Below are 22,318 nucleotides of genomic sequence, written 5' to 3' on the forward strand. Positions count from 1 at the left end.
GAAAACCCGGCTCTAGTCTCGTGCGGCTGCCACAACCAGACCGGTCCCCCGACTCGAGAGGCATCCCCCGTGCCGAACGCCCGCCCCGCACGTCGCGCGCTGCGCTCCGGCGCGACCCTGTCGATCGTGGGGATCCTGGCCGTCAGCACGGGGCTGTCCGCCTCCGCCAACCCGGGCCCGGTCTACCCGTCCAAGTCCCAGGTCGACAAGGCGAAGTCGGCTGTCGCCAGCACCTCCGGCAAGGTCTCGAGCCTTGACGCGCAGTACGCGACGGCCAGCGCCCGGCTGAGCCAGGTGCAGGAGAGCGCGGCGGCAGCGGCCGAGGCCTACAACGGAGCCCGCTACCAGCTCGACAAGCGCACGGCCGAGACAGCGGCAGCCAAGAAGCGCGCAGCCCAGGCCCAGGAGATCGCCGACGCCGCGGGACTGCAGGTGCGTCGCTACGCGGCCAGTGTCTACCAGCAGGGCGGCAACCTCGGTGAGCTCGACGCCTACCTGTCGAGCACCGGACCGCAGGACCTGCTGGACCGCGCCACCGCCCTCGAGGCCGTCAGCGACGCCCGGACGCGCACCCTGCAGCGGGCAGCCGCCTCCTCGATCGTCGCCGACACCATGCGCCAGCAGGCCGCCAGCGCCGAAGCGGCGCAGGCCAAGGCGGCAGCGGCCGCCCAGGCGGCTCGCAACGCCGCGCAGGCCCAGGCCGACCAGGCCCAGGCCGCAGCAGCCCAGATCCAGCACCAGCAGCAGGCGCTCACCGTGCAGCTGGCCAGCCTCCGCAAGACCTCGGTGACCCTCGAGAAGCAGCGCCAGGACGGTCTGGCCGCGGCAGCCGTCGCCCGCGCCGCCGCGGCCGAGGCGGCCAGGCAGGCTCGCCTTGCCGCCGAGCGGGCCAAGGCCGCCCGCACGGCTGCCGCACGGAAGGCGGCCCAGCAGGCAGCGGCCCGTGCCGCGGCCGAAGCGGCTCGCCAGAAGGCCGCTGCCGAAGCCGCCGAGCAGGCTGCCCGCGACGCCGCCCAGCACAGCCAGCCGAAGCCCAGGCAGCAGCCCGACAACCCGCCCCCGCCGCCGCCGTCCACCAACGGCGGGGTCTCCGCGGTCATCGCGTACGCGCGCGCCCAGATCGGCAAGCCCTACGAGTGGGGTGGCGACGGCCCGAACACGTTCGACTGCTCCGGTCTCACGATGCGCGCCTGGCAGCGAGCCGGGGTCGGCCTCTCGCACTACACCGGTGCGCAGTGGGACGAGACCTCACGGGTCGCCATCAGCGACCTGCGCGCCGGTGACCTCGTCTTCTTCGGCAGCTCCGGCCCGACCAGCCACCACGTGGGTCTCTACGTCGGCGACGGCCAGATGATCGAGGCCCCCTACACCGGCGCCGACGTCCGCTACGCCTCCATCTACCGGTCGGACCTCGTGTCCTACGGCGGCCGTCCCTAGCTCCTGTATGCCGGGTGCGCGCCACCGCGCGCGGGTTCAGCCGGTGGGGGGCTTGGCCTCGGACATCGGCTCGGCGGACACGTCGGGCATGCGCCACCGAGCGGTCGTCATGCCGGCGTCCTTGGCGCGCTGGATCGCCTCGCGCACCACCTTCTCGGCTTCCTCACGGCCGGCCCAGTGGGCGCCTTCGACGGACTTGCCGGGCTCGAGGTCCTTGTAGGTCTCGAAGAAGTGCTGGATCTCGAGGCGGTCGAAGCTGCTGACCTGCTCGAGCTCGGTGATGTGCGCCTGGCGCGGGTCGCCCGCGGGCACACAGAGGATCTTGTCGTCGCCGCCCGCCTCGTCGCGCATGTGGAACATGCCGATCGGGCGCACGCGCACGAGGCAACCGGGGAAGGTCGGCTCCTCGAGGAGCACGAGGGCGTCGAGGGGGTCGCTGTCCTCGCCGAGGCTGTCCTCGACGTAGCCGTAGTCGGCCGGGTAGCGGGTGGAGGTGAACAGCAGGCGGTCGAGCCGGATCCGGCCCGTCTCGTGGTCGACCTCGTACTTGTTGCGGTGCCCCTGCGGGATCTCGATGGTGACGTCGAACTCCACGACGATGTCCCTTCCGTTGTGCGCATGCCTGAGACTTGGTGCGCGCGCCTATGACCTAGGCTCGCGGCTAAGTGTTCCGTATGACGCAAGTCCAGCGCCTGAGGGGGTCGAGTGCGTCGCATCCTCGCCGCCCTGCTGGCCGTGGTGGTGCTGGGGGTGGCCTACGCAGCGCTCGACGTGTTCGACATCGTGCCCGGGATCCTGACGCGTGACCAGCCCCGGGTCGCCCCGACGACCACCACCCCGACCGGCACGGCGACGCCGACGACCGCCGCGGTCCCGACCATCGACGCCGCCGCCCAACCGCTCCAGCCAGCGTCCGCCAGTGCTCCGATCCCGGACCCCACCGCGCTGGCCAAGGCGCTTTCGACCGTCGTCTCCGACCCGGCTCTGCGTCCCGGGCCGGGCATCGTGGTCCGTGACGCGTTCACGGGCCAGACCCTGCTGACCAAGGACGCGACGAGGGCCCGGGTGCCCGCGTCCACGGCCAAGCTGCTGACGGCGCTGGCGGTCGACACGACGCTCGACCCCCTGTCCACCCTCCCCACGACCGTGGTGCAGGGCACCACGCCCGACGAGATCGTCCTGGTCGCGGGCGGCGACACGATGCTGGCCAGGGGCAAGGGAACGCCCACCGCCGTCGAGGGTCGCGCCGGGCTGGCGGACCTGGCGGATCAGGTCGCCTCGGCGCTGCAGGCCGCAGGGAAGACCCAGGTCAGCCTCCGGCTGGACACGACCTACGCCAAGGGTCCGCGCTGGGCGCCGGGCTGGAACCAGGCGGACGTGAACGCCGGCTACACCGGAGGGGTCTCGATGCTGGGCCTGGCAGGCCAGCGGGCCGTGCCGTTCAAGCCGGCACCACGCAACCCCGAGGCCGCCACGGGCGCCGCCTTCGTGGCCGCCCTGGCCAAGGTCGGCATCACGGCGACCCTCGCCCCGGAGGCCACCTGGTCCACCAAGGTGCCCGAGGGCGCCACCGAGCTGGGGCGGGTGGAGTCGGCCCCGATCGGCGACCTCCTCGCCCTCGCCCTCGACGACAGCGACAACGCGCTCACCGAGGGGCTCGCGCGAATGGCAGCCGTGAAGGCCGGGTACCCTGCGACCTTCGCGGCCGCCGTCTCGTTCGTGACGACCACGGTGCAGGCCCGGGGTGTCGACCTGACGGGGGTGGTCCTCAAGGACACCAGCGGGCTCACCTCGGGTCAGGCGATCCCTCCGCAGGTGCTGTCCGACGTGCTTCAGCTCGGAGCCGACGGTTCGGTCCCCGCCATGCAGGACACCATCGCGCGACTGCCCGTGGCGGGCCTGTCGGGCACCCTGGCGACCCGGTTCCACGCGAGGAACACGCGCGCCGTCGCCGGCCTCGCCCGCGCCAAGACCGGCACGCTCACCGGCGTGAGCGCCATGGCCGGCACCGTGATCGACGCCGACGGGCGGGTGCTGTCCTTCGTCGTCCAGGCCGACGGGCTCCCCGGGGGCCCCGGAACGCTGAACGCCCGGGCCGCGTTGGACCGCTTCGTGGCGGTGCTCGCGACCTGCGGGTGTCCCTGACCTACCGTGAGGGGATGACCGTGTCCGAGGCAGCAGCTCCGAAGACCACCCGCTACGTCGACTGGCAGTTCGCCAAGACCACCGGGACGCGGCTGGTGCCCGCCGGACCCAAGGTGACGGTGGCCGAGGCTGCCGAGGTCGTCGCGTCGGTGCGGGCGGCGGCTCACCGCGCTCAGCAACCCGTCGCCGAGACTGCTCGGCTGCACGCCCCCGGGGACGCCCCCGGGCCCGTCGTCGTCGACCGCCGCACCTGGATCTCGCTCAACGCGGACTCGATGTCGGCGCTCATGGACCCCGTCTTCGGCAAGCTCGTCGACAGCCAGAAGACGGCCCCGAACCAGACCATGCAGGCCATCGGCGGCAAGGTCACCGGCGGCGAGGCCGGGGCGCTGCTTGCCTTCATGTCGAGCAAGGTCCTCGGTCAGTACGACCTGGCACCGGGTGGCACGCCACAGCTGATGCTCGTGGCCCCCAACCTCGTCCAGGTCGAGCGCGAGCTCGGCCTCGACCCGGCCGACTTCCGGCTCTGGGTCTGCATGCACGAGGAGACCCACCGCGTGCAGTTCACGGCGGTGCCCTGGCTGCGCGACCACATGGTCGAGCGCGTCCGCACCCTGGCGTCCGACCTGGTCCCCGACCCCGAGTCGCTGCAGGAGACGCTCTCGCGCCTCACCAAGCAGCTGCCCGACGCACTCAAGAGTGGCGGCGCCGGCCTCACGGACCTGATCGCCACGCCGGAGCAGCGCGCCGAGCTCGCCGGCGTCACGGCGGTCATGTCGCTGCTCGAGGGGCACGCCGACGTCGTCATGGACGAGGTCGGCCCCCAGATCATCCCCTCCGTGGCCCACATCCGCAGCAAGTTCAACGAGCGCCGCAAGGGCGTCGGCGCCTTCGACCGGGTGCTGCGCCGGCTGCTGGGGCTCGAGGCCAAGATGCGGCAGTACCGCGACGGCGCGATCTTCGTCCGCGAGGTCACCGCGGCCGTCGGCACCGACGGCTTCAACCGCATCTGGGAGTCCCCCGAGACGCTCCCGCTGCCGGCCGAGATCGCCACGCCCTCGGCCTGGGTGTCCCGGGTCCACGGCTGACCGGTGGCCGCACACCCTCGCACTGTGCTCCCGGAGGTCTGACGTGACCGGCCCCCACCCGGCCAGCGCGGCCATCCGCGTCGCTGTGCGCGTGACCCTGGCCGAGTGCCGGCCCGGCGACCTGGTCCTCGTCGCGTGCAGCGGGGGAGCGGACTCGCTCGCGCTCGCGGCGGCGGTCGCCTTCGAGGCGCCGAAGCTGGCTGTCCGGGGCGGCGCGGTCGTCGTCGACCACGGGCTCTCGGCCGAGTCCGCGGACGTTGCCCGCCGGGCGGCCGAGCAGTGCGAGGCCCTCGGGCTGGCGCCGGTGAGCAGGGCCGTGGTCGAGGTCGTCCAGGGCCCCGACGGCCTCGAGTCCGCCGCTCGCGACGCCCGCTACGCCGCCTTCGACACAGCCGCCGAGCGGCACGGCGCGCGCCTCGTTCTCCTGGGCCACACCCTCGACGACCAGGCGGAGCAGGTCCTGCTCGGCCTCACGCGGGGTGCGGGCGCCAGGTCCCTCGCCGGTATGCCGCGGGCTCGCGACCGCTTCCGGCGTCCCCTCCTGGGGGTCACCAGGGCACAGACCCGATCCTCGTGCGCCGCCGAGGGCCTCACCCGGTGGGACGACCCGATGAACGACGACCCGGCCTTCACCCGGGTCCGCGCCCGCCGGGCCCTCCTGGACCTCGAGCGCGACCTCGGCCCCGGTGTCGCAGCCGCCCTCGCACGCACTGCGGACCTCCTGCGGCAGGACGCCGACCACCTCGACGACCTCGCCGACGCGGCGGTCGTGGCGCTGGGGGCCGGGCCCTGGACGACCGGGGACCTGGCCGCCCTGCCGCGGGCCGTGCGCACGCGGGTCTGGCGCCGCCTCGCGGTCGCGGCCGGTGCGCCGGCCGGGCAGGTGAGCACCCGGCATACCGAGGCGTGTGACGCCCTCCTCACGCAGTGGCACGGACAGGGTCCGGTGAGCCTGCCCGGCCCGCTGCAGGCGACCCGATCTGGCGGTCGGGTATCCATCGCCCCACCTGCTCGGGTTGAATAGCCCCGCACCCGCCGACAACTGAGGGAGTTTGAGCCGTGGACGCTGCCCATATGGGAGCCGATCTCGAGAAGGTCCTCATCACCGAGGAGGAGATCCACGCCAGGCTCGACGAGCTCGCCACCGAGATCTGGGCCGAGTACGAAGGCAAGGACCTGCTCCTCGTCGGCGTCCTCAAGGGCGCCGTCATGGTGATGGCAGACCTGTCCCGCGCGCTGCCCGGCACGGCCCCGGTCGACTGGATGGCCGTGTCGTCCTACGGCTCGGGCACGAAGTCCTCGGGTGTGGTCCGGATCCTCAAGGACCTCGACACCGACATCACCGGCAAGCACGTCCTCATCGTCGAGGACATCGTCGACTCCGGGCTGACGCTCTCGTGGATCAAGGCCAACCTGGAGTCCCGCTCGCCGGCCTCGGTGGAGATCTGCACGCTGCTCCGCAAGCCCGAGGCCGCGAAGGTCGAGATCGACGTGAAGTGGGTGGGCTTCGACATCCCCAACGAGTTCGTCGTGGGGTACGGCCTCGACTACGCCGAGAACTACCGCAACCTGCGCGAGGTGGGCACGCTCGCCCCCCACGTCTACGCCTGAGGCGTACTCGGAACACTGGGCCGATCCGGGTCGTTGTCCAGCACGAGCCACCGGAGCACTGCGTAGTACCGTCGTGGTAGAGCCGAGCCCAGGCCGGGCAACGGCACCCAGCGTCAGCGAGCAGGAGGAACGGGGCGGCCAGCCCCGCTACACACATGGATTTCAAGCGCATCCTTCGGGCCCCGTTGTTCTGGGTCGTTGCCGTCATCGCGATCACGTTGATGGTCTTCAGCCTCAGCGACGCCGGTGGCTACACGCGGATCGACACCTCCGCCGCACAGCAGCTCATCACCGAGAAGAAGGTGGAGCGCGCCGTCGTCACGAACAACGAGGTGGTCGACCTCGACCTCAAGAAGGGTGTGACCTACTCCGACGGCAAGAACGTCAAGAACGCCACGAAGGTCCGCACGCAGTACGTCGAGGCCGCCGGTCCGTCGTTCATCAAGCTCCTCGAGGACAACACCCCTCCCGGGCGGATCAACCAGGTCATCAAGGACACCAACCCGCTGCTGTCGCTGCTGGGCTCGCTGTTGCCGATCATCATCCTGCTCGGCCTCTTCTGGTTCCTCATGAACCAGATGCAGGGTGGCGGTTCGCGCGTCATGCAGTTCGGCAAGTCCAAGGCCAAGCTCGCCAGCAAGGACACGCCCAAGGTCACCTTCGCGGACGTTGCGGGGGCCGACGAGGCGGTCGAGGAGCTCCACGAGATCAAGGAGTTCCTGGCCGAGCCGGCGAAGTTCCTGGCGGTGGGTGCCAAGATCCCCAAGGGCGTCCTGCTCTACGGCCCTCCCGGCACGGGCAAGACCCTGCTCGCCCGGGCCGTTGCCGGTGAGGCCGGGGTGCCGTTCTACTCGATCTCGGGTTCGGACTTCGTCGAGATGTTCGTCGGTGTCGGTGCGAGCCGGGTCCGCGACCTGTTCGAGCAGGCCAAGGCCAACGCCCCGGCGATCGTCTTCGTCGACGAGATCGACGCCGTAGGCCGGCACCGTGGTGCGGGCCTCGGCGGTGGCCACGACGAGCGTGAGCAGACCCTCAACCAGCTGCTGGTGGAGATGGACGGCTTCGACGTCAAGACCAACGTCATCCTCATCGCGGCGACCAACCGCCCCGACATCCTCGACCCGGCCCTGCTGCGCCCCGGCCGCTTCGACCGCCAGATCGCGGTCGAGGCTCCCGACATGATCGGGCGGCACCGCATCCTCGAGGTGCACTCGCAGGGCAAGCCGATGGCCACCGGCGTCGACCTGCTCGCGGTCGCCCGCCGGACGCCCGGCTTCACAGGTGCCGACCTCGCCAACGTGCTCAACGAGGCGGCCCTGCTGACGGCTCGCAGCGACGGCAAGCTCATCGACGACGCCGCGCTGGACGAGGCCATCGACCGGGTCATCGCCGGCCCCCAGAAGCGCACCCGGATCATGTCCGCCAAGGAGCGCAAGATCACGGCCTACCACGAGGGCGGGCACGCGATCGTGGCAGCAGCCATGAACCACCTCGACCCGGTGACCAAGGTGACGATCCTGCCCCGCGGCCGGGCGCTCGGCTACACGATGGTGATGCCGACCGACGACAAGTACTCCACGACGCGCAACGAGATCCTCGACCAGCTGTCCTATGCGATGGGTGGCCGGGTGGCCGAGGAGGTCGTCTTCCACGACCCCACGACCGGTGCCTCGAACGACATCGAGAAGGCCACCGGCATGGCCCGCAAGATGGTCACCGAGTACGGCATGAGCGAGCGCGTCGGCGCCATCAAGCTCGGCCAGTCGCAGGGCGAGGTCTTCCTCGGCCGCGACATGGGTCACCAGCGGGACTACTCCGAAGAGGTCGCCAGCATCGTCGACGAAGAGGTGCGCAAGCTCATCGACGCCGCCCACGACGAGGCCTGGCACGTCATCAACGACAACCGCGACATCCTCGACCGGCTGGTCCTGGACCTGCTCGAGCACGAGACGCTGAACGCCAAGGAGCTCGCGGCCATCTTCGAGCCGATCCGCAAGCGCCCCGTGCGCCCGACCTGGCTCTCCAGCGAGACCCGGTTCCTCTCCGACCAGCCGCCCGTCCTGACCCCGGCCGAGAAGGCCGCCCAGAACGGCTCGGCCCCCGCCCTGGAGTCCGCGGGCACCAACCGCCAGACCGCCGAGGCGATCGACAAGGCGGCCGAGGCCGGCGCGGTGAAGGCCCACGAGGAGCACCCGCCCACCCAGGTGATCGAGGTCCCCGAGGGTGGCCAGGTCGATCCGAATGGCCACTGAGGCCAAGCCTCACGTGGTCGACCAGCCGCGTGCGGAGGCTGCCGTGCGTGAGCTGTTGATCGCCATCGGCGAGGATCCCGACCGCGAGGGACTGGTCGAGACCCCGGCGAGGGTTGCGCGGGCGTACGGCGAGTTCTTCGCCGGGCTGGCTCTCGACCCCGCGGAGGTCCTCGCCAAGACGTTCCAGATCGAGCACGACGAGATGATCCTGGTGCGCGACATCGAGGTCTACTCGATGTGCGAGCACCACCTCGTGCCCTTCCACGGCGTGGCCCACGTCGGCTACATCCCGGCCAAAGACGGCCGCGTGACCGGACTGTCCAAGCTGGCCCGGCTCGTCGAGATGTACGCCCGGCGACCGCAGGTGCAGGAGCGGTTGACGACTCAGGTCGCCGACTCGCTCGTCACCCACCTCGGCGCCCAGGGCGTCATCGTCATCGTCGAGTGCGAGCACCTCTGCATGTCGATGCGCGGCATCCGCAAGCCGGGGTCGCGGACGATCACCTCGGCCGTGCGGGGCCAGCTGCGCGACGCGGCCACCCGTGCCGAAGCCATGGCGCTACTTCTGGGGGGCAAGCGGTGACCGGACGCGAACTCGCGCGCCCCACCACCCCTGCCAAGCCCAACAGCCGGCTCCCCCGCATGCTCGCGGCGTCCAAGGCGCCCCGACTGCTCGGCAACCTCACCTACCTCGTCGGCACGCTGGACCTGCTGACCGGCCTGCTGCACTCCTGGCGGGTCCACCTCCAGGGGCTCACCGAGGTGCTGCCCGGTGCCCTCTCCGATGCGGCAGCGGCGGCGACGGTGGTGTCCGGGATCTTCCTCATCGTGCTGGGGCACTCGCTCAAGCGTCGCAAGCGGCGCGCCTGGCGGGCGGCGGTCGGACTACTCGCCCTGTCGGTGGTCCTGCACGCCATCAAGACCGAACCCGCCTCTGCAGTCATCTCCCTCGTCGGTCTCGGGCTGCTCGTGCGGTACCGCACCGAGTTCCGCGCCCTCGGTGACCCGACGACGCGGTGGCGCGCAGTTCGCGCCTTCGTGGTGCTGCTCGTCGTGTCCGTGCTGGCCGGCGGCCTGGTCATCTGGCTCAACCGGCGCGACATCGTGGGCGGCTTCCCGGGGCCGGGGGAGCTCGTGCAGGAGCTGGGCCTGGGCATGGTCGGGGCCAACGGGCCCCTGACGTTCACGCAGGACAGGTCCGCCGACATCTTCGGGTCGCTGCTGCTCGGGCTGGGGCTGATGACGCTGCTGACGCCGGTCTACCTCGCGCTGCGTCCCGCCGAGCCCGTGCCGTCCCTGACCGATGACGACGAAGCCCGCCTCCGTGCCCTCGTCGACCGGCACGGCGACTCCCTGGCCTACTTCAACACCCGGCGCGACAAGTCGGTGATCTGGTCGTCGTCCGGCAAGGCGGCGATCGCCTACCGCGTGGTGTCCGGCGTGATGCTGGCCAGCGGTGACCCCGTGGGCGACCCCGAGGCCTGGCCCGGTGCGATGCACGCCTTCCTCGCGGAGGCAGCTGCGCATGCGTGGACGCCCGCCGTGCTGGGCTGCTCCGAGCACGCCGGCACGATCTGGGTGCGCGAGACCGGCTACACGGCGCTGGAGCTCGGCGACGAAGCCGTCGTCGACGCCTCGACCTTCACCCTCGAGGGCCGCCCGATGCGCAACGTGCGACAGATGGTGGGCCGGGTCGCGCGGGCCGGGTATGCCGTGGACGTCTGCCGCGTCCGTGACGTCACCACCGACGTGCGTGACCGCGCCATGGCGGACGCCTCCGCATGGCGGTCCAGCGCCACCGAGCGCGGGTTCTCGATGGCGCTCGGCAGGTTGCTCGACGAGGGCGACCCCGAGTGCGTGTTCGTGGCCGCACGGCAGGATGGGGTCGTGCGAGCCTTCCTGCAGTTCGTCCCCTGGGGTCCCGACGGGATGTCCCTCGACGTCATGCGGCGTGACTCGAGCGCCGACGCGGGGGTCAACGAGCTGATGATCACCGAGGCGCTCGGGGCGGCGCCGGGTCTGGGCGTGCGACGGGTCTCGCTGAACTTCGCGGCGTTCCGCTCCGTGCTGGAGCGCGGTGGCAAGCTGGGTGCCGGGCCGATCCTCAAGTCCTGGCGGCGGGTGCTGCTGTTCGCGTCGCGGTGGCTGCAGATCGAGAGCCTCTACCGGTTCAACGCCAAGTTCCAGCCGCAGTGGCAGCCACGGTTCCTCGTCTACCCCTCGGGATCGGACCTGCCGCGGGTCGGTCTGGCTGCTCTGGAGGCCGAGGCCTTCCTCACCTGGCCGACGCTCGGCCGGCTCGGCGGTGGGGCGTGAGCACTCCGGCTGGGAACGTCTCGTGGCCGCTGCGACGGGCCGACGGGCTCCCGGTCGTGATGGGCGTGGTCAACGTGACCCCCGACTCGTTCAGCGACGGCGGCCAGTGGTTCGAGCCGTCCGCGGCCGTCGAGCACGGTCGTGAGCTGGTCTCCCAGGGTGCCGACATCCTCGATGTCGGCGGGGAGTCGACGCGACCGGGTGCCGAGCGTCCGTCGGTGGCCGAGGAGAAGCGCCGGGTGCTCCCGGTCGTCGCCGCCCTCGCCGCGGCGGGCGCCGTCGTGTCGGTCGACACCATGCGCGCGGAGGTCGCGGCCGAGGCGCTCGCGGCCGGGGCGGCCATCGTCAACGACGTGAGCGGGGGGATGGCCGACCCGGAGATGGCCGGCGTCGTCGCGTCGGCAGGGGTGCCGTTCGTCGCGATGCACTGGCGTGGGCACAGCGTCGACATGCAGTCCCGGGCGGTCTACGACGACGTGGTGGCAGACGTGGTGGCCGAGCTGTCCCAGCGGGCAGCGGAGCTCGCGGCTGCAGGGATCGGGGCCGACCGGATCGTGCTCGATCCCGGCTTCGGGTTCGCCAAGCTGACCGGGCACAACTGGTCGCTCCTGCGCGGGCTCGACCGGCTGGTCGAGCTCGGCCACCCGGTCCTGGTCGGCACCTCCCGCAAGACGTTCCTGGGCCGGATCGGCGTGCCCGCGGGGGCTGAGCCGCGGCCACCACTGGATCGCGACGTGGCCACGGCCGCGACGTCCGTGCACGCCGCGCAGCTGGGGGCGTGGGGCGTGCGCGTCCACCACGTCCCCTCGACCCTCGACGCCATGCGGGTCGCCCGCGCCATCCGGGACGCCCAGTGACGCCGGCAACAGCAACAGGGGTGCATCAGTGACGGATCAAATTGTCCTCAAAGGGATTTCGGCCAAGGGCTACCACGGCGTCCTCGACTTCGAGAAGCGTGACGGACAGACCTTCGTCGTGGATGTGACCCTGCACGTCGACCTCGGGCCCGCGGGCACGAGCGACGACCTGGCCGACACGGTCAACTACGCCGAGGTCGCGGGCGACGTCGTGGCGCTCATCGAGGGCGACTCCCTCGACCTGATCGAGGCCCTCGCGTCCCGCATCGCCGACCGCGTCCTCGCACGGCCCCTCGTCGAGGCGGTCGAGGTCGTCGTCCACAAGCCCGAAGCCCCCGTGGGACACCCGTTCACCGACGTGCAGGTGCGGGTCACCCGAGAGCGCCAGTCGCACGTCGTGATCGCGATGGGCTCCAACGTCGGCGACTCCCTCGAGACCCTGCACGACGCCGCCATCGCGCTCTACGGGCTGATCGACATCATCGAGGTGTCCCCGGTCGTCGAGACCGATCCGGTGGGTGGTCCCGACCAGCCGGCATACCTCAACGCCGTGGTGACGGGGACGACCCACCTCGCGCCGTCCTCACTGCTGGCCGGGCTGCACGACATCGAGCGCGCGCACGGCCGCACCCGCGAGGTCCACTGGGGCCCGAGGACCCTGGACCTCGACCTGGTCCAGTACGGCGACCCGGTGTTCGACACCGACATCGTGATGGACAGCCCGACCCTCACCCTGCCGCACCCGCGGGCGCACGAGCGCGGCTTCGTGCTCGTGCCGTGGCTCCAGGCCGACTCGGAGGCGGTGCTGCGCGTGGGCGGCCAGGTCCGGCGGGTGGCCGACCTCGTCAGCGGGATGGACGTGTCCGGCGTGCGCCCGGGGCCCGACATCGACCTGCTGGAGGGGCCGTGGTGAACCAGGGCCACGGCCTGCGCTGGGCGCAGCTCGGCGCGATCGCCCTCGTCGTCGGGCTGCTCTCGTGGCTGGGCTGGCGGCTCTACCTCAACGCCGGCCACCTGCTCGGACCGGCGTCCTGGGTCTCCGCCGTCATGCTCGTCGCCATGGCGGTCCTGGTCATCGGGGCCGGGCTGCCGGTGCGCCGCTTCCTGCGCGGCGAGGCCCGCAAGTCGCTCAGCCCGATCAGGGCGGCGCGCACGCTGGTGCTCGCCCAGGCCGCCGCGCTCACCGGTTCAGGCGTGTTGGGGTGGTATGCCGCGCAGGCGGCTCACGCGGTGGCGGACGTCGACCTGCCCGGCTACCGTGACCTGCTCTGGCGGCTGCTGTCGCTCTGCGCGGCGTCGTTGGTGCTCACGACCGCCGGGATGCTGACCCAGCGGATGTGCCGGGTCGACCCGCCCGGAGACGCGGACCGCGACTCCCGCACCTGACCACCCGCAACCGCCGTTCTGTGGGGGACGCGGGCGCCGCGGGCGCCGCGGGCAGGGTGGGCAGGGTGGGAGGGGTTACTTGTCGACGTCGCCCACGACGAAGAACATCGAGCCGAGGATCGCCACCATGTCGGCGATCAGGTTGCCGGGCAGCACCTCGGCCAGCACGGCGACGTTGTTGAACGACGCCGAACGGAGCTTCAGCCGCCACGGTGTCTTCTCCCCGCGCGAGACGAGGTAGTAGCCGTTGAAGCCGAGCGGGTTCTCGGTCGCGGTGTACAGGTCGCCCTCGGGGACCTTGAGCACCTTGGGCAGCTTGACGTTGACCGGGCCCTGGGGCAGCGACCTGAGGCGGTCCAGACACACCTCCGCGAGGTCGAGGCTCACGTGCACCTGCTCGAGGAGCACCTCGAGCCGGGCCAGGCAGTCGCCGGCCGTGCGCGTCACCACGCGACCGGGGCCGCCTTCGGCGAACAGCTCGGCGTAGGCGAGGTAGGGCTCGTCGCGCCGCAGGTCCATGTCGACCCCGGCAGCGCGCGCGATGGGACCCGAGACCCCATACGCCGCAATCACTTCCGGCGACACCACGCCTACTCCGCGGGTGCGGGCCTCCAGGATCTCGTTGCCCACGATGAGCGACTCGATGTCTGGCAGTCGCCCACGAACTGCTGACACGGCATACGCGACGCGGTCGAGCCAGCCGGCTGGGAGGTCCTCCTTGAGCCCACCCACCCGGTTGAACATGTAGTGCATCCGCCCGCCCGACGCCTCCTCCATGACCGCCTGGAGCTCCTCGCGCTCGCGGAAGGCGTAGAAGATCGGCGTGATGGCGCCGAGCTCGAGCGGGTAGGAGCCGAGGAACATCAGGTGGTTCAGCACCCGGTTGAGCTCGGCCAGCAGGGTGCGGGCCCACACCGCCCGCTCGGGCACCTCCATGCCGAGCATCCGCTCGACGCCCAGCACCACGCCGAGCTCGGAGGAGAAGGCCGACAGCCAGTCGTGGCGGTTGGCCAGGACGATGATCTGCCGGTAGTCGCGGACCTCGAAGAGCTTCTCCGCGCCGCGGTGCATGTACCCGACGATCGGTTCCGCCGACACGATGCGCTCGCCGTCGACGACGATGCGCAGCCGCAGCACGCCGTGCGTTGCCGGGTGCTGCGGGCCGATGTTGAGGACCATGTCCGCCGTGGCCAGGCCGCCGGCACCCATGCCGACGGTGAGCTCGCGTCGGCCTTCCGTCGTGGTCACGGCGCCAGTCTGCCGTATGCCGCGTGGTCGCCGCGGTGCACGGGCGTCAGGTCAGGCGGTGACGCAGGTCAGCCGGGGCAGCCGGGGATGTTCTGCATCGAGGTGGCGTAGCCCTTGGCGTCGAGCTGGACGAGCACGGTGTTCTCGCGGTCCGCCAGCCCCGTGAGGCCGGACGGCGGCACGGACTTGATCTGCAGCGGCTGGTCGGCGGCGATGCAGTGGCTGTAGAGGATCCGAGCCCCGGCAGCCACCGGGATCGTGTAGGTCAGCTTGGTGTTCTGGTTCGTGTAGGGGACCGCCCCCTTGAACGGGCCCGTGGGGACGCCGTTCTTCGCCAGCTTGGCATCGTCCAGCTTGTTCCACGTCACGCGGTCCAGCTCGATGACGGCTGTGCCGGCAACGGAGCTCACCTTGGTCACGAGGCCGAAGTCGAAGGCGCGGCCCTTCACGTCCGACTTGGGGGCCTTGGGCGTGGCCGGTGTCTTGTCAGCCGGAGGCGTCGCGGTCACGGTCGGCGTCACCGTCACCGTGACGTCGCCGCCGGTGCGAGGAGAGTCGGACCCACACGCGGACAGCAGAGCACCAGCCACGGAGGCGGCCAGGATCGCGGCGGTGGTCGCGCGCAGGTGGTGCTGGTGCTTCATGGGGACAGGGGTCCTTTCGAGTGACAGCAACAGTCAAGTTTGCCCTCGAAGCAGCGCCTGACAAAACCGGGCAACCTGCGGCAGGCTGCTCCTGTGCCCGCCCAGCCCCCTGTCGACGCCGCCGACTTCCTCGATCTGGGCGACCCCGCAGTCGTCGCGGACCCCTACCCGCACCTCGCCGCACTGCGTGCCGTTGCACCGCTGGCCTGGCACAGCGGCCTGGGTGTCTGGCTCGCGAGTGGGCACGCCGAAGCCGGCGCCGTCCTGCGCGACCGACGACTGGGCCGGGTCTTCGCGCCGCGCACGCCGGACGCCGACTGGGACACCTTCAACTGGCTGCACGCCGACTCGATCCTCGACAGCGAACCGCCGAAGCACACCCGCCTGCGCCGCCTGGTTGCCGGCGCGTTCGGGCGAGGGCACGTGCAACGGCTGGCGCCCCGCATCCAGGAGCTGGCCGAAGGGCTGCTCGCGGAGCTGCCCGACGGCGAGTTCGACGTCATCGAGCACTACGCCGAGCCGTTGCCCGTCCTCGTGATCGCCGAGCTCCTCGGCGTCCCCGAGGCCGACCGGCACCACCTGCGCCCGTGGTCCCAGGCCATCGTCCGCATGTACGAGGTGGGCCGGACGCCGGCGGACGAGAAGGCGGCGCGCGAGGCCTGCGGTGCGTTCGCGGCATACGTCGAGGAGCTTGCGGCGCACCGCGCCGAGGCGCCGGGCGACGACCTGCTCACCGACCTCGTCACCGCTCGTGACGGGTCGGACCGGCTGTCGGCGCACGAGCTCGTGGCCACGGCGGTGCTGCTGCTCAACGCGGGTCACGAGGCGAGTGTCAACGGGTTCGGCAACGGGCTGCACTCGTGGCTGACCGCCGCCGACCATGCTGCAGTGGACGTCGCCGACGATGCGGCCGTGTCACGCCTCGTCGAGGAGTTCCTGCGCCACGACTCCCCCCTGCACCTGTTCGAGCGAACCGCCAAGGAACCAGCCGAGGTGGCAGGGGTGGCGTTCGAGCCCGGTGACAAGGTGGCGGCGCTGCTCGGTGCGGCCAACCGCGATCCCGCGGTGTTCGCCGAGCCCGACCGCTTCGACCCGACGCGTGACCCCAACCCGCACCTGGCGTTCGGGGCCGGGATCCACTTCTGCATCGGTGCGCCACTGGCGCGGCTGGAGCTCGAGATCTCGGTGCGCACCATGCTCGCCCGCTTCCCGGACCTCGTGGTCGTCGAGGCGCGACGTCGCCCGACGTTCGTGCTGCGCGGTTTCGAGCGACTGGTCGTCAGCCCACGCGCTTGACCGCCCACAGGAAGTCGCCGAAGCCACCGGCCGCGGTCAGGGCCGCCGCCGCTGACGAGGCGGCCAGCCCCTGCAGGTAGGCCTGCGGGTCGCGTCCCGCGAGCTCCACGGGTGGGTGCCGTCCGTCCACCCCCAGCCCGCGCAGCGCCGTGCGCTGGTCGAGCAGCTCGTCGTGGTCGAGGGTGTCCATGGCCACGTGGGCGGTCAGGTCGCACGTCCCGTCGGGGACGGCCGGGACCAGCTGACCGCGCCGGTATGCCGCGAGCGTGCCCGCCCGGGGACGGTCACCGCCGCGGTGGCCGTAGTCCACGGCCACGAGGACGCCGCGGTCGACCCGGCTGACGAGCTCGGCCCACGCCTGGTCGCGGGGGAGCCCGACTTCGACCCGGTCGCCGCTCTCCGTTGCCTCCCAGTGTGTTTCGGCCCATGCGAGGTCGTCGCCGTCAACCGTCGCACCGAGCGTCTCCTCACCGCTGTGGACGTCCACCTGAACCAGCCGAAGCACTCCGTCATCGTCCACCTCGGCCACGGGACACGGCACGACGTCGAGCCACTCGTGGGCGAAGACGAGCGCGCGGTCGAGGTCGCGCAGCTCCACCGGCAGTGTTGGACCCCCGGGCGAGACCTGCCACTCGACGGACGGGGGGAGAGCCTCGGGTCTCGCCACGACGTCGACCCCGGTGAGGCGCAGTGCAGGGTCCGCGGCCTGCACCTGGGTGAGGAGCTCGCCGCGGCCGGCGCCGACGTCGACCACGTGGGTGAGGCCGTTCTCCCGCGCCAGGCGTGCCACGGCGCCGGCGAGGACCTCCCCCAGGGCGCCGTGCGTGGCCGTCGTGAAGTGACCCGCCGGCCCCGGAGCGGCGCGGTAGAAGCCATCGGGACCGTAGAGGGCGCCCTGCCAGGCCGCCTGCCAGTCGAGGAGGGTCACCCAGCCAACCTATGCCGACCCAGGTTGGTCGGCACTCGCGCAATCAACGCAGGAGCGCTGCGTCGGGTGCAGAACCCGCGAGATAGGTTGGACAGGTGACTTCGGCCGACGAGCGTCCAGCGCGACTCGACGTCGGCGTCGTCGGGACCGGTCGCGTCGGTGCCGTCCTGGGGGCGGCGCTCCAGCGGGTCGGCCATCGCGTGGTCGCGGTCTCGGGCGTCAGCGAGGAGTCCCGCAGCCGCGCCGCCCAGCTCCTGCCCGGCATACCCGTCGTCTCCCCGGAGGACGTGGTGCGGCGATCCGAGCTCGTCCTCCTCGCGGTCCCTGACGACGCGCTGGCCGACCTCGTCGCCGGGCTGGCCGCGACCCGGACGTGGCAGGCGGGCCAGCTCGTCGCGCACACGTCGGGTCGACACGGGCTCGAGGTCTACACCCCGGCCCTCGAGCAGCACGTCCTCGGGCTGGCGCTGCACCCGGCCATGACGTTCACGGGCACTGGACTCGACCTCGAACGCCTCGTGGAGTGCTGTTTCGGCGTGACCGCTCCCGAGCCGCTCCGCCCGGTCGCCGAGGCGCTGGTCCTCGAGATCGGCGCCGAACCCGTCTGGATCGAGGAGTCGGCCCGGCCGCTCTACCACGCAGCCCTGGCGCACGGGGCCAACCACCTCGTCACCCTCATCGCCCAGTCACTGCAGGCGCTGCGGGCAGCAGGCGTCGAGACGCCGTCCCGGGTGCTCGGCCCCTTGGTGTCCGCCGCACTCGACAACGCGTTGCGCGCGGGTGACGCTGCCCTCACCGGGCCCGTCGCGCGCGGCGATGCGGGTACCGTTGCCGAGCACCTGCGACAACTCCAGAGCCTCAGCCCTGACATCAGACCCACCTACCTGGCCCTCGCGCGGGCCACCGCCGAACGAGCCCTGGCCAGCGGTCGGCTCAAGCCACACGTGGCCGAACCCCTGTTGGACATCCTCGCGACCGACCAGGAGCGATAAGTGAGCGAACACTCCGGTATGCCGTCCGCCTCCGCGGCCACGGCACTCACCGACCCGAGGCCTCTCGGGGGTGGCGAACCCGTGGTGGCGCGGACCCGCGACGAGCTGCGCGCGGCCAGGCGCACCCTCACCAACGGCGACGTCGCGGTGGTCATGACCATGGGCGCCCTCCACGAGGGGCACGCGACGCTCATCGAGACGGCTCGGCAGGCTGCCGCCCACGTGGTCGTCACGATCTTCCTGAACCCCCTTCAGTTCGGGCCGCGCGAGGACCTGTCGCGCTATCCCCGGACCTTCGACGACGACATGGAGATCTGCCGTCGGGCAGGGGTGGACCTGGTCTTCGCCCCGACGCCGGACGTCATCTACCAGGACGGCGACCCCGCCGTGCGCATCTCGGCGGGGCCGTTGGGCAACGTGCTCGAGGGGCAGGCCCGCCCCGGCCACTTCGACGGCATGCTGACGGTCGTCGCCAAGCTGCTGCACCTGACCCGCGCGGACTCCGCCTACTTCGGGCAGAAGGACGCCCAGCAGCTCCTGCTGATCCGGCGGATGGTGCGCGACCTCGACTTCCCGGTGAAGGTCGTCTCGGTGCCCACCGTGCGTGAGTCCGACGGGCTGGCGATGAGCAGCCGCAACACCTACCTCACCGACTCCGACCGCGAGACCGCGCTGTGCCTGTCGCAGGCCCTGCGTGCCGGTGCGGCGGCGGCGGCCGAGGGACCGTCGGCTATCCGGCGGGCCGCCCGCACCGTGCTGGTCCGCGAGCCGTTGGCGCTGATCGACTACCTCGTCCTCGTGCACCCTTCGACGCTGGAGGACGTGCCGGAGTGGTACCGGGGCGAGGCCCTCCTTGCGGTCGCCGGCCGCGTCGGCACCACGAGGCTGATCGACAACCTGCCCATCTCGGTGGGACCCGGCGGAGGGGCTCTCGAGGTCTTCTCCGACGTCGACTCCGCCGGCAGCTGACACCCAAGGCAACCACCCCACGCAGTAACCGAGGAACGAGCACATGCAGCGCTTCATGCTCTACGCCAAGATCCACCGGGCCACGGTGACCCAGGCGGACCTGCACTACGTCGGGTCGCTCACGATCGACCGCGACCTCATGGATGCCGCCGGCCTGCTGCCGGGGGAGCAGGTCGACGTGGTCGACGTCGACAACGGCAACCGCCTGACGACCTACGCGATCGAGGGGGAGCGGGGGTCCGGCATCGTCTGCATCAACGGTGCGGCGGCTCGGCTCATCTCACCCGGCGACACGGTCATCATCATCGCGTACGCCGCCATGGACGACCAGGAGGCGAGGACCTTCGAGCCGGAGGTCGTCTTCGTCGACAAGGACAACAAGATCGTCGAGATCGGCCACGACGGCGGGGACGTGCCCGAGGGCTTCGGACTGAAGACCTCGGCCGTGACGCGGCGCCACCATGACTGACGCCCCCGTCGCCGGCCGCGCCGCGACCGACCAGCCCGGACCGACCATCCCGCGCCGGCTGGTCGCGGGCCTGCCCGGGTGGACGACGTCGGCGGACGTCATCGTGGTGGGTTCGGGCATCGCCGGCCTCACGACCGCCCTGCGGCTGCGGCAGCGCGTGGACCGCGTGCTGCTGGTCACCAAGACGGTGCTCAACGAGGGGTCCACCCAGTGGGCCCAGGGCGGCATCGCAGCGGCCCTCGACCCGGGGGACTCCCCCGAGGAGCACCTGCACGACACCCTGGTGGCGGGGTGCGGGGTCTGCGACGTCCCCGCGGTGACGGCCCTGGTCCACGAGGGTCCCGCGCGCGTCCACGAGCTGGTCGCCCTCGGCGCCGAGTTCGACCTCGACGACGCGGGAGGGCTCAAGCTCACCCGCGAGGGCGGCCACCACAAGGACCGGATCGCCCATGCCGGCGGCGACGCCACGGGCAAGGAGATCTCCCGGGCCCTGATCGCCGCCCTGCACCGCGTCAAGGACGACCCAGGCATCGAGGTCATCGAGCACGCCCTGGTCGTGGACCTGTTGCAGGACACGGAGTCCCGCGTCTGTGGCGTGACGCTGCACGTCATCGGCGAGGGGCAGATGGACGGCGTCGGAGCAGCCCGGTCCCGTGCGGTGGTGCTCGCCACCGGCGGGCTGGGACAGGTCTACTCCGCGACGACCAACCCGTCGGTCGCCACGGGCGACGGCATGGCGGCGGCGCTGCGCGCCGGTGCCGTCATGGCCGACGTCGAGTTCGTGCAGTTCCACCCCACGGTGCTGTGGCTGGGGCCGGGCTCCAGCGGTCAGCAGCCGCTCATCTCCGAGGCTGTGCGCGGTGAGGGGGCCTTCCTCGTCGACCGCGACGGAGAGCGGTTCATGCAGGGACGTCACCCGCTGGCCGACCTCGCGCCACGCGACGTGGTCTCGCGGGCCATCGTCGACCGGATGCAGGAGACGGGGGAGGACCACGTCTACCTCGACGCCCGCCACCTCGGCAAGGAGTTCCTCGAGGAGCGCTTTCCCTCCATCGTGGCGCGCTGTCGCGAGCTCGGCTTCGACCCCGCGACCGAGCTGCTGCCGGTCGCCCCGGCGCAGCACTACGCCAGCGGCGGCGTGCGCACCGACCTCGTCGGACGCTCGTCCCTCGACGGCCTCTACGCCTGCGGCGAGGTGTCCTGCACGGGGGTCCACGGTGCCAACCGGCTCGCGTCCAACTCACTCCTGGAGGGTCTGGTCTTCGCCCACCGCATCGCTGACGACATCAGCGAACGGCTGGCGCGGGGGGAGCTCCCCCAGGCCGTCCCGGCCGCGCCCAGTGGTGAGGGCGCGCTGCTCGACGGCTCGGCCAGGGTGCAGGTCCAGGCCGCGATGACGGCCGGGTCAGGCGCGGTGCGGTCGGCCGCCTCGCTCGCGAGCACCGCGCTCGCCCTCCACGACCTCGCGCTGGCCGCCACGTCCACCGAGTCCGGTCCGCAGTCGTGGGAGACCACCAACCTGCTCCACATCGGCCAGGTCCTGACGCTGGCGGCCTCCTTGCGCGAGGAGACCCGCGGTGGTCACGTCCGCAGCGACCATCCCGACCAGGTCGATCCCCGCTGGCGCGGCCACACCCTGGTCCTCCGAGGCGCCGACGGCACGCTCTCCACCACTTTCGAACCCGTTCCCGAACAGGACCTCGCATGACCGGCGCACCCTCGGCCGACCCTGTCGACCTCGCAGACCTGCGGTTCCCCGAGGCCGACGCCCTGGCCGTCATCCGCACCGCCCTCGACGAGGACCTCGGTGGGCCGGACGGCGTCGACGTCACGACGACGGCCACCATCCCGGTCGAGCAGGTGAGCACGGCGCACGTCGTGGTGCGCGAGGACGGCGCGCTGGCCGGCATACCCCTCATTGCGATGGTCTTCGACGAGGTGGCCAGGCGGATGGGCGCCGAGCCGCTGCGCATCACCACGAAGCACCGCGACGGCGACCTCGTCGGCAAGGGCGACGTGGTCGCCACGCTGGCCGGGTCGACCCAGGTGACCCTGGTCGGCGAACGAACCATGCTCAACCTCGTGTGCCGCCTCTCCGGCATCGCCACGAACACCCACGCCTGGGCGCAGCGGCTCGAAGGCACCGGTGCCACGGTCCTCGACACCCGCAAGACCACCCCAGGGCTGCGCGCCCTCGAGAAGTACGCGGTCCGCGCGGGTGGCGGCACCAACAAGCGCATGGGCCTGTTCGACGTGGCCATGATCAAGGACAACCACAAGCTCGCCGCCGGCTCGCTCAGCAAGGCGTATGCCGCGGTGCTGGCGAAGTTCCCCGACGTGCCGATCCAGGTGGAGGTCACCACGACGGAGGAGGCCCTCGAGTCGGTCGAGGTCGGCGCACGCTTCCTGTTGTGCGACAACATGTCTCCACAGCGGCTGCGCGAAACGGTGCAGGCCGTGCGTGCGACCGGTGAGGCCGTCGAGCTCGAAGCCACGGGAGGGCTCACGCTCCAGGTGGCGCGCGAGTACGCCGAGACCGGTGTCGACTACCTCAGTGTCGGCGGGCTGACCCACTCCTCCCCGATCCTCGATCTCGCCCTCGACCTCGCGGACTGACCTCGCCCCGCCCGCCGCTTCCAACAGAGGCCGCCGCGGTCCGCCCTGCGAGGCACCGTGTGCC

21 protein-coding genes are annotated in these 22,318 nt (G+C 71.8%); 17 read left to right on the plus strand and 4 right to left on the minus strand.

Annotation, left to right across the window (positions count from 1 at the left end):
• Positions 1–69: 69 nt before the first annotated feature.
• Positions 70–1,437 carry a C40 family peptidase gene (locus tag AC1DS4_RS15810; protein ID WP_477646071.1) on the plus strand — a complete coding sequence of 456 codons (1,368 nt, stop codon included), beginning with the start codon at positions 70–72 and terminating at the stop codon, positions 1,435–1,437.
• Positions 1,438–1,473: 36 nt separating this feature from the next.
• On the opposite strand, the gene AC1DS4_RS15815 is transcribed toward AC1DS4_RS15810, so the two are convergent.
• A complete protein-coding gene (locus tag AC1DS4_RS15815) occupies positions 1,474–2,031 on the minus strand; it encodes an inorganic diphosphatase (RefSeq protein WP_477633288.1) in 558 nt (185 codons plus the stop codon).
• A gap of 111 nt (positions 2,032–2,142) precedes the next feature.
• On the opposite strand from AC1DS4_RS15815, the gene dacB reads away from it, so the two are divergent.
• From dacB to AC1DS4_RS15865, 10 genes are all read left to right on the plus strand, one after another.
• Positions 2,143–3,582, plus strand: coding sequence for a D-alanyl-D-alanine carboxypeptidase/D-alanyl-D-alanine endopeptidase (gene dacB / locus AC1DS4_RS15820; protein WP_477633287.1), 1,440 nt, complete (start codon positions 2,143–2,145; stop codon positions 3,580–3,582).
• A gap of 14 nt (positions 3,583–3,596) precedes the next feature.
• Positions 3,597–4,670, plus strand: coding sequence for a zinc-dependent metalloprotease (locus AC1DS4_RS15825; protein ID WP_477624875.1), 1,074 nt, complete (start codon positions 3,597–3,599; stop codon positions 4,668–4,670).
• Between the two features lie 43 nt (positions 4,671–4,713).
• Positions 4,714–5,694, plus strand: a complete 981-nt coding sequence (tilS, locus tag AC1DS4_RS15830) for a tRNA lysidine(34) synthetase TilS (RefSeq protein WP_477633286.1) — start codon at positions 4,714–4,716, stop codon at positions 5,692–5,694.
• Between the two features lie 35 nt (positions 5,695–5,729).
• Positions 5,730–6,281 carry a hypoxanthine phosphoribosyltransferase gene (hpt, locus tag AC1DS4_RS15835; RefSeq protein ID WP_477613816.1) on the plus strand — a complete coding sequence of 184 codons (552 nt, stop codon included), beginning with the start codon at positions 5,730–5,732 and terminating at the stop codon, positions 6,279–6,281.
• Between the two features lie 155 nt (positions 6,282–6,436).
• Positions 6,437–8,533, plus strand: coding sequence for an ATP-dependent zinc metalloprotease FtsH (ftsH, locus tag AC1DS4_RS15840; protein WP_477613815.1), 2,097 nt, complete (start codon positions 6,437–6,439; stop codon positions 8,531–8,533).
• A complete protein-coding gene (folE, locus tag AC1DS4_RS15845; RefSeq protein WP_477613814.1) occupies positions 8,523–9,116 on the plus strand; it encodes a GTP cyclohydrolase I FolE in 594 nt (197 codons plus the stop codon). The genes ftsH and folE overlap by 11 nt, the downstream gene beginning before the upstream one ends.
• Positions 9,113–10,849, plus strand: coding sequence for a phosphatidylglycerol lysyltransferase domain-containing protein (locus AC1DS4_RS15850; protein ID WP_477633285.1), 1,737 nt, complete (start codon positions 9,113–9,115; stop codon positions 10,847–10,849). The genes folE and AC1DS4_RS15850 overlap by 4 nt, the downstream gene beginning before the upstream one ends.
• A gap of 59 nt (positions 10,850–10,908) precedes the next feature.
• Positions 10,909–11,706, plus strand: a complete 798-nt coding sequence (folP, locus tag AC1DS4_RS15855) for a dihydropteroate synthase (RefSeq protein ID WP_477633293.1) — start codon at positions 10,909–10,911, stop codon at positions 11,704–11,706.
• Between the two features lie 28 nt (positions 11,707–11,734).
• Positions 11,735–12,619 carry a 2-amino-4-hydroxy-6-hydroxymethyldihydropteridine diphosphokinase gene (gene folK / locus AC1DS4_RS15860; protein ID WP_477613812.1) on the plus strand — a complete coding sequence of 295 codons (885 nt, stop codon included), beginning with the start codon at positions 11,735–11,737 and terminating at the stop codon, positions 12,617–12,619.
• Positions 12,616–13,092 (plus strand): DUF3180 domain-containing protein, encoded by a 477-nt coding sequence (locus tag AC1DS4_RS15865; protein WP_477613811.1) that lies wholly within the window; start codon positions 12,616–12,618, stop codon positions 13,090–13,092. The genes folK and AC1DS4_RS15865 overlap by 4 nt, the downstream gene beginning before the upstream one ends.
• Before the next feature lie 75 nt (positions 13,093–13,167).
• On the opposite strand, the gene AC1DS4_RS15870 is transcribed toward AC1DS4_RS15865, so the two are convergent.
• Both AC1DS4_RS15870 and AC1DS4_RS15875 read right to left on the minus strand, forming a co-directional pair.
• Entirely contained in the window at positions 13,168–14,301 is a 1,134-nt protein-coding gene (locus AC1DS4_RS15870) for an NADH-quinone oxidoreductase subunit D (RefSeq protein ID WP_477633292.1), read from the minus strand.
• A gap of 107 nt (positions 14,302–14,408) precedes the next feature.
• Positions 14,409–14,984 carry a hypothetical protein gene (locus AC1DS4_RS15875; RefSeq protein ID WP_477613810.1) on the minus strand — a complete coding sequence of 192 codons (576 nt, stop codon included), beginning with the start codon at positions 14,982–14,984 and terminating at the stop codon, positions 14,409–14,411.
• Positions 14,985–15,077: 93 nt separating this feature from the next.
• Between AC1DS4_RS15875 and AC1DS4_RS15880 the strand changes: the two genes are divergently transcribed.
• Positions 15,078–16,280, plus strand: a complete 1,203-nt coding sequence (locus AC1DS4_RS15880; protein WP_477624876.1) for a cytochrome P450 — start codon at positions 15,078–15,080, stop codon at positions 16,278–16,280.
• On the opposite strand, the gene AC1DS4_RS15885 is transcribed toward AC1DS4_RS15880, so the two are convergent.
• On the minus strand, positions 16,264–17,208 hold the full coding sequence (locus tag AC1DS4_RS15885) for an SAM-dependent methyltransferase (protein ID WP_477613808.1): 945 nt from the start codon (positions 17,206–17,208) through the stop codon (positions 16,264–16,266). The genes AC1DS4_RS15880 and AC1DS4_RS15885 overlap by 17 nt on opposite strands.
• 95 nt (positions 17,209–17,303) lie before the next feature.
• Between AC1DS4_RS15885 and AC1DS4_RS15890 the strand changes: the two genes are divergently transcribed.
• Genes AC1DS4_RS15890 through nadC form a run of 5 tightly spaced genes read left to right on the plus strand, consistent with a single transcriptional unit; the run spans position 17,304 to position 22,254 of the window.
• Positions 17,304–18,200 carry a Rossmann-like and DUF2520 domain-containing protein gene (locus AC1DS4_RS15890; RefSeq protein WP_477613807.1) on the plus strand — a complete coding sequence of 299 codons (897 nt, stop codon included), beginning with the start codon at positions 17,304–17,306 and terminating at the stop codon, positions 18,198–18,200.
• An 18-nt stretch (positions 18,201–18,218) separates the two neighbouring features.
• A complete protein-coding gene (gene panC / locus AC1DS4_RS15895; protein WP_477613914.1) occupies positions 18,219–19,169 on the plus strand; it encodes a pantoate--beta-alanine ligase in 951 nt (316 codons plus the stop codon).
• 43 nt (positions 19,170–19,212) lie between these two features.
• The gene (gene panD / locus AC1DS4_RS15900) at positions 19,213–19,638 is read left to right on the plus strand and encodes an aspartate 1-decarboxylase (RefSeq protein WP_477613806.1); all 426 of its coding nucleotides are present in this window, start codon (positions 19,213–19,215) and stop codon (positions 19,636–19,638) included.
• Positions 19,631–21,346, plus strand: coding sequence for an L-aspartate oxidase (locus AC1DS4_RS15905; RefSeq protein WP_477613805.1), 1,716 nt, complete (start codon positions 19,631–19,633; stop codon positions 21,344–21,346). Before panD ends, AC1DS4_RS15905 begins: the two co-directional genes overlap by 8 nt.
• On the plus strand, positions 21,343–22,254 hold the full coding sequence (gene nadC / locus AC1DS4_RS15910; protein WP_477613804.1) for a carboxylating nicotinate-nucleotide diphosphorylase: 912 nt from the start codon (positions 21,343–21,345) through the stop codon (positions 22,252–22,254). Before AC1DS4_RS15905 ends, nadC begins: the two co-directional genes overlap by 4 nt.
• Positions 22,255–22,318: the final 64 nt, after the last annotated feature.

This window comes from Pedococcus sp. P3_C7, from assembly GCF_056402615.1.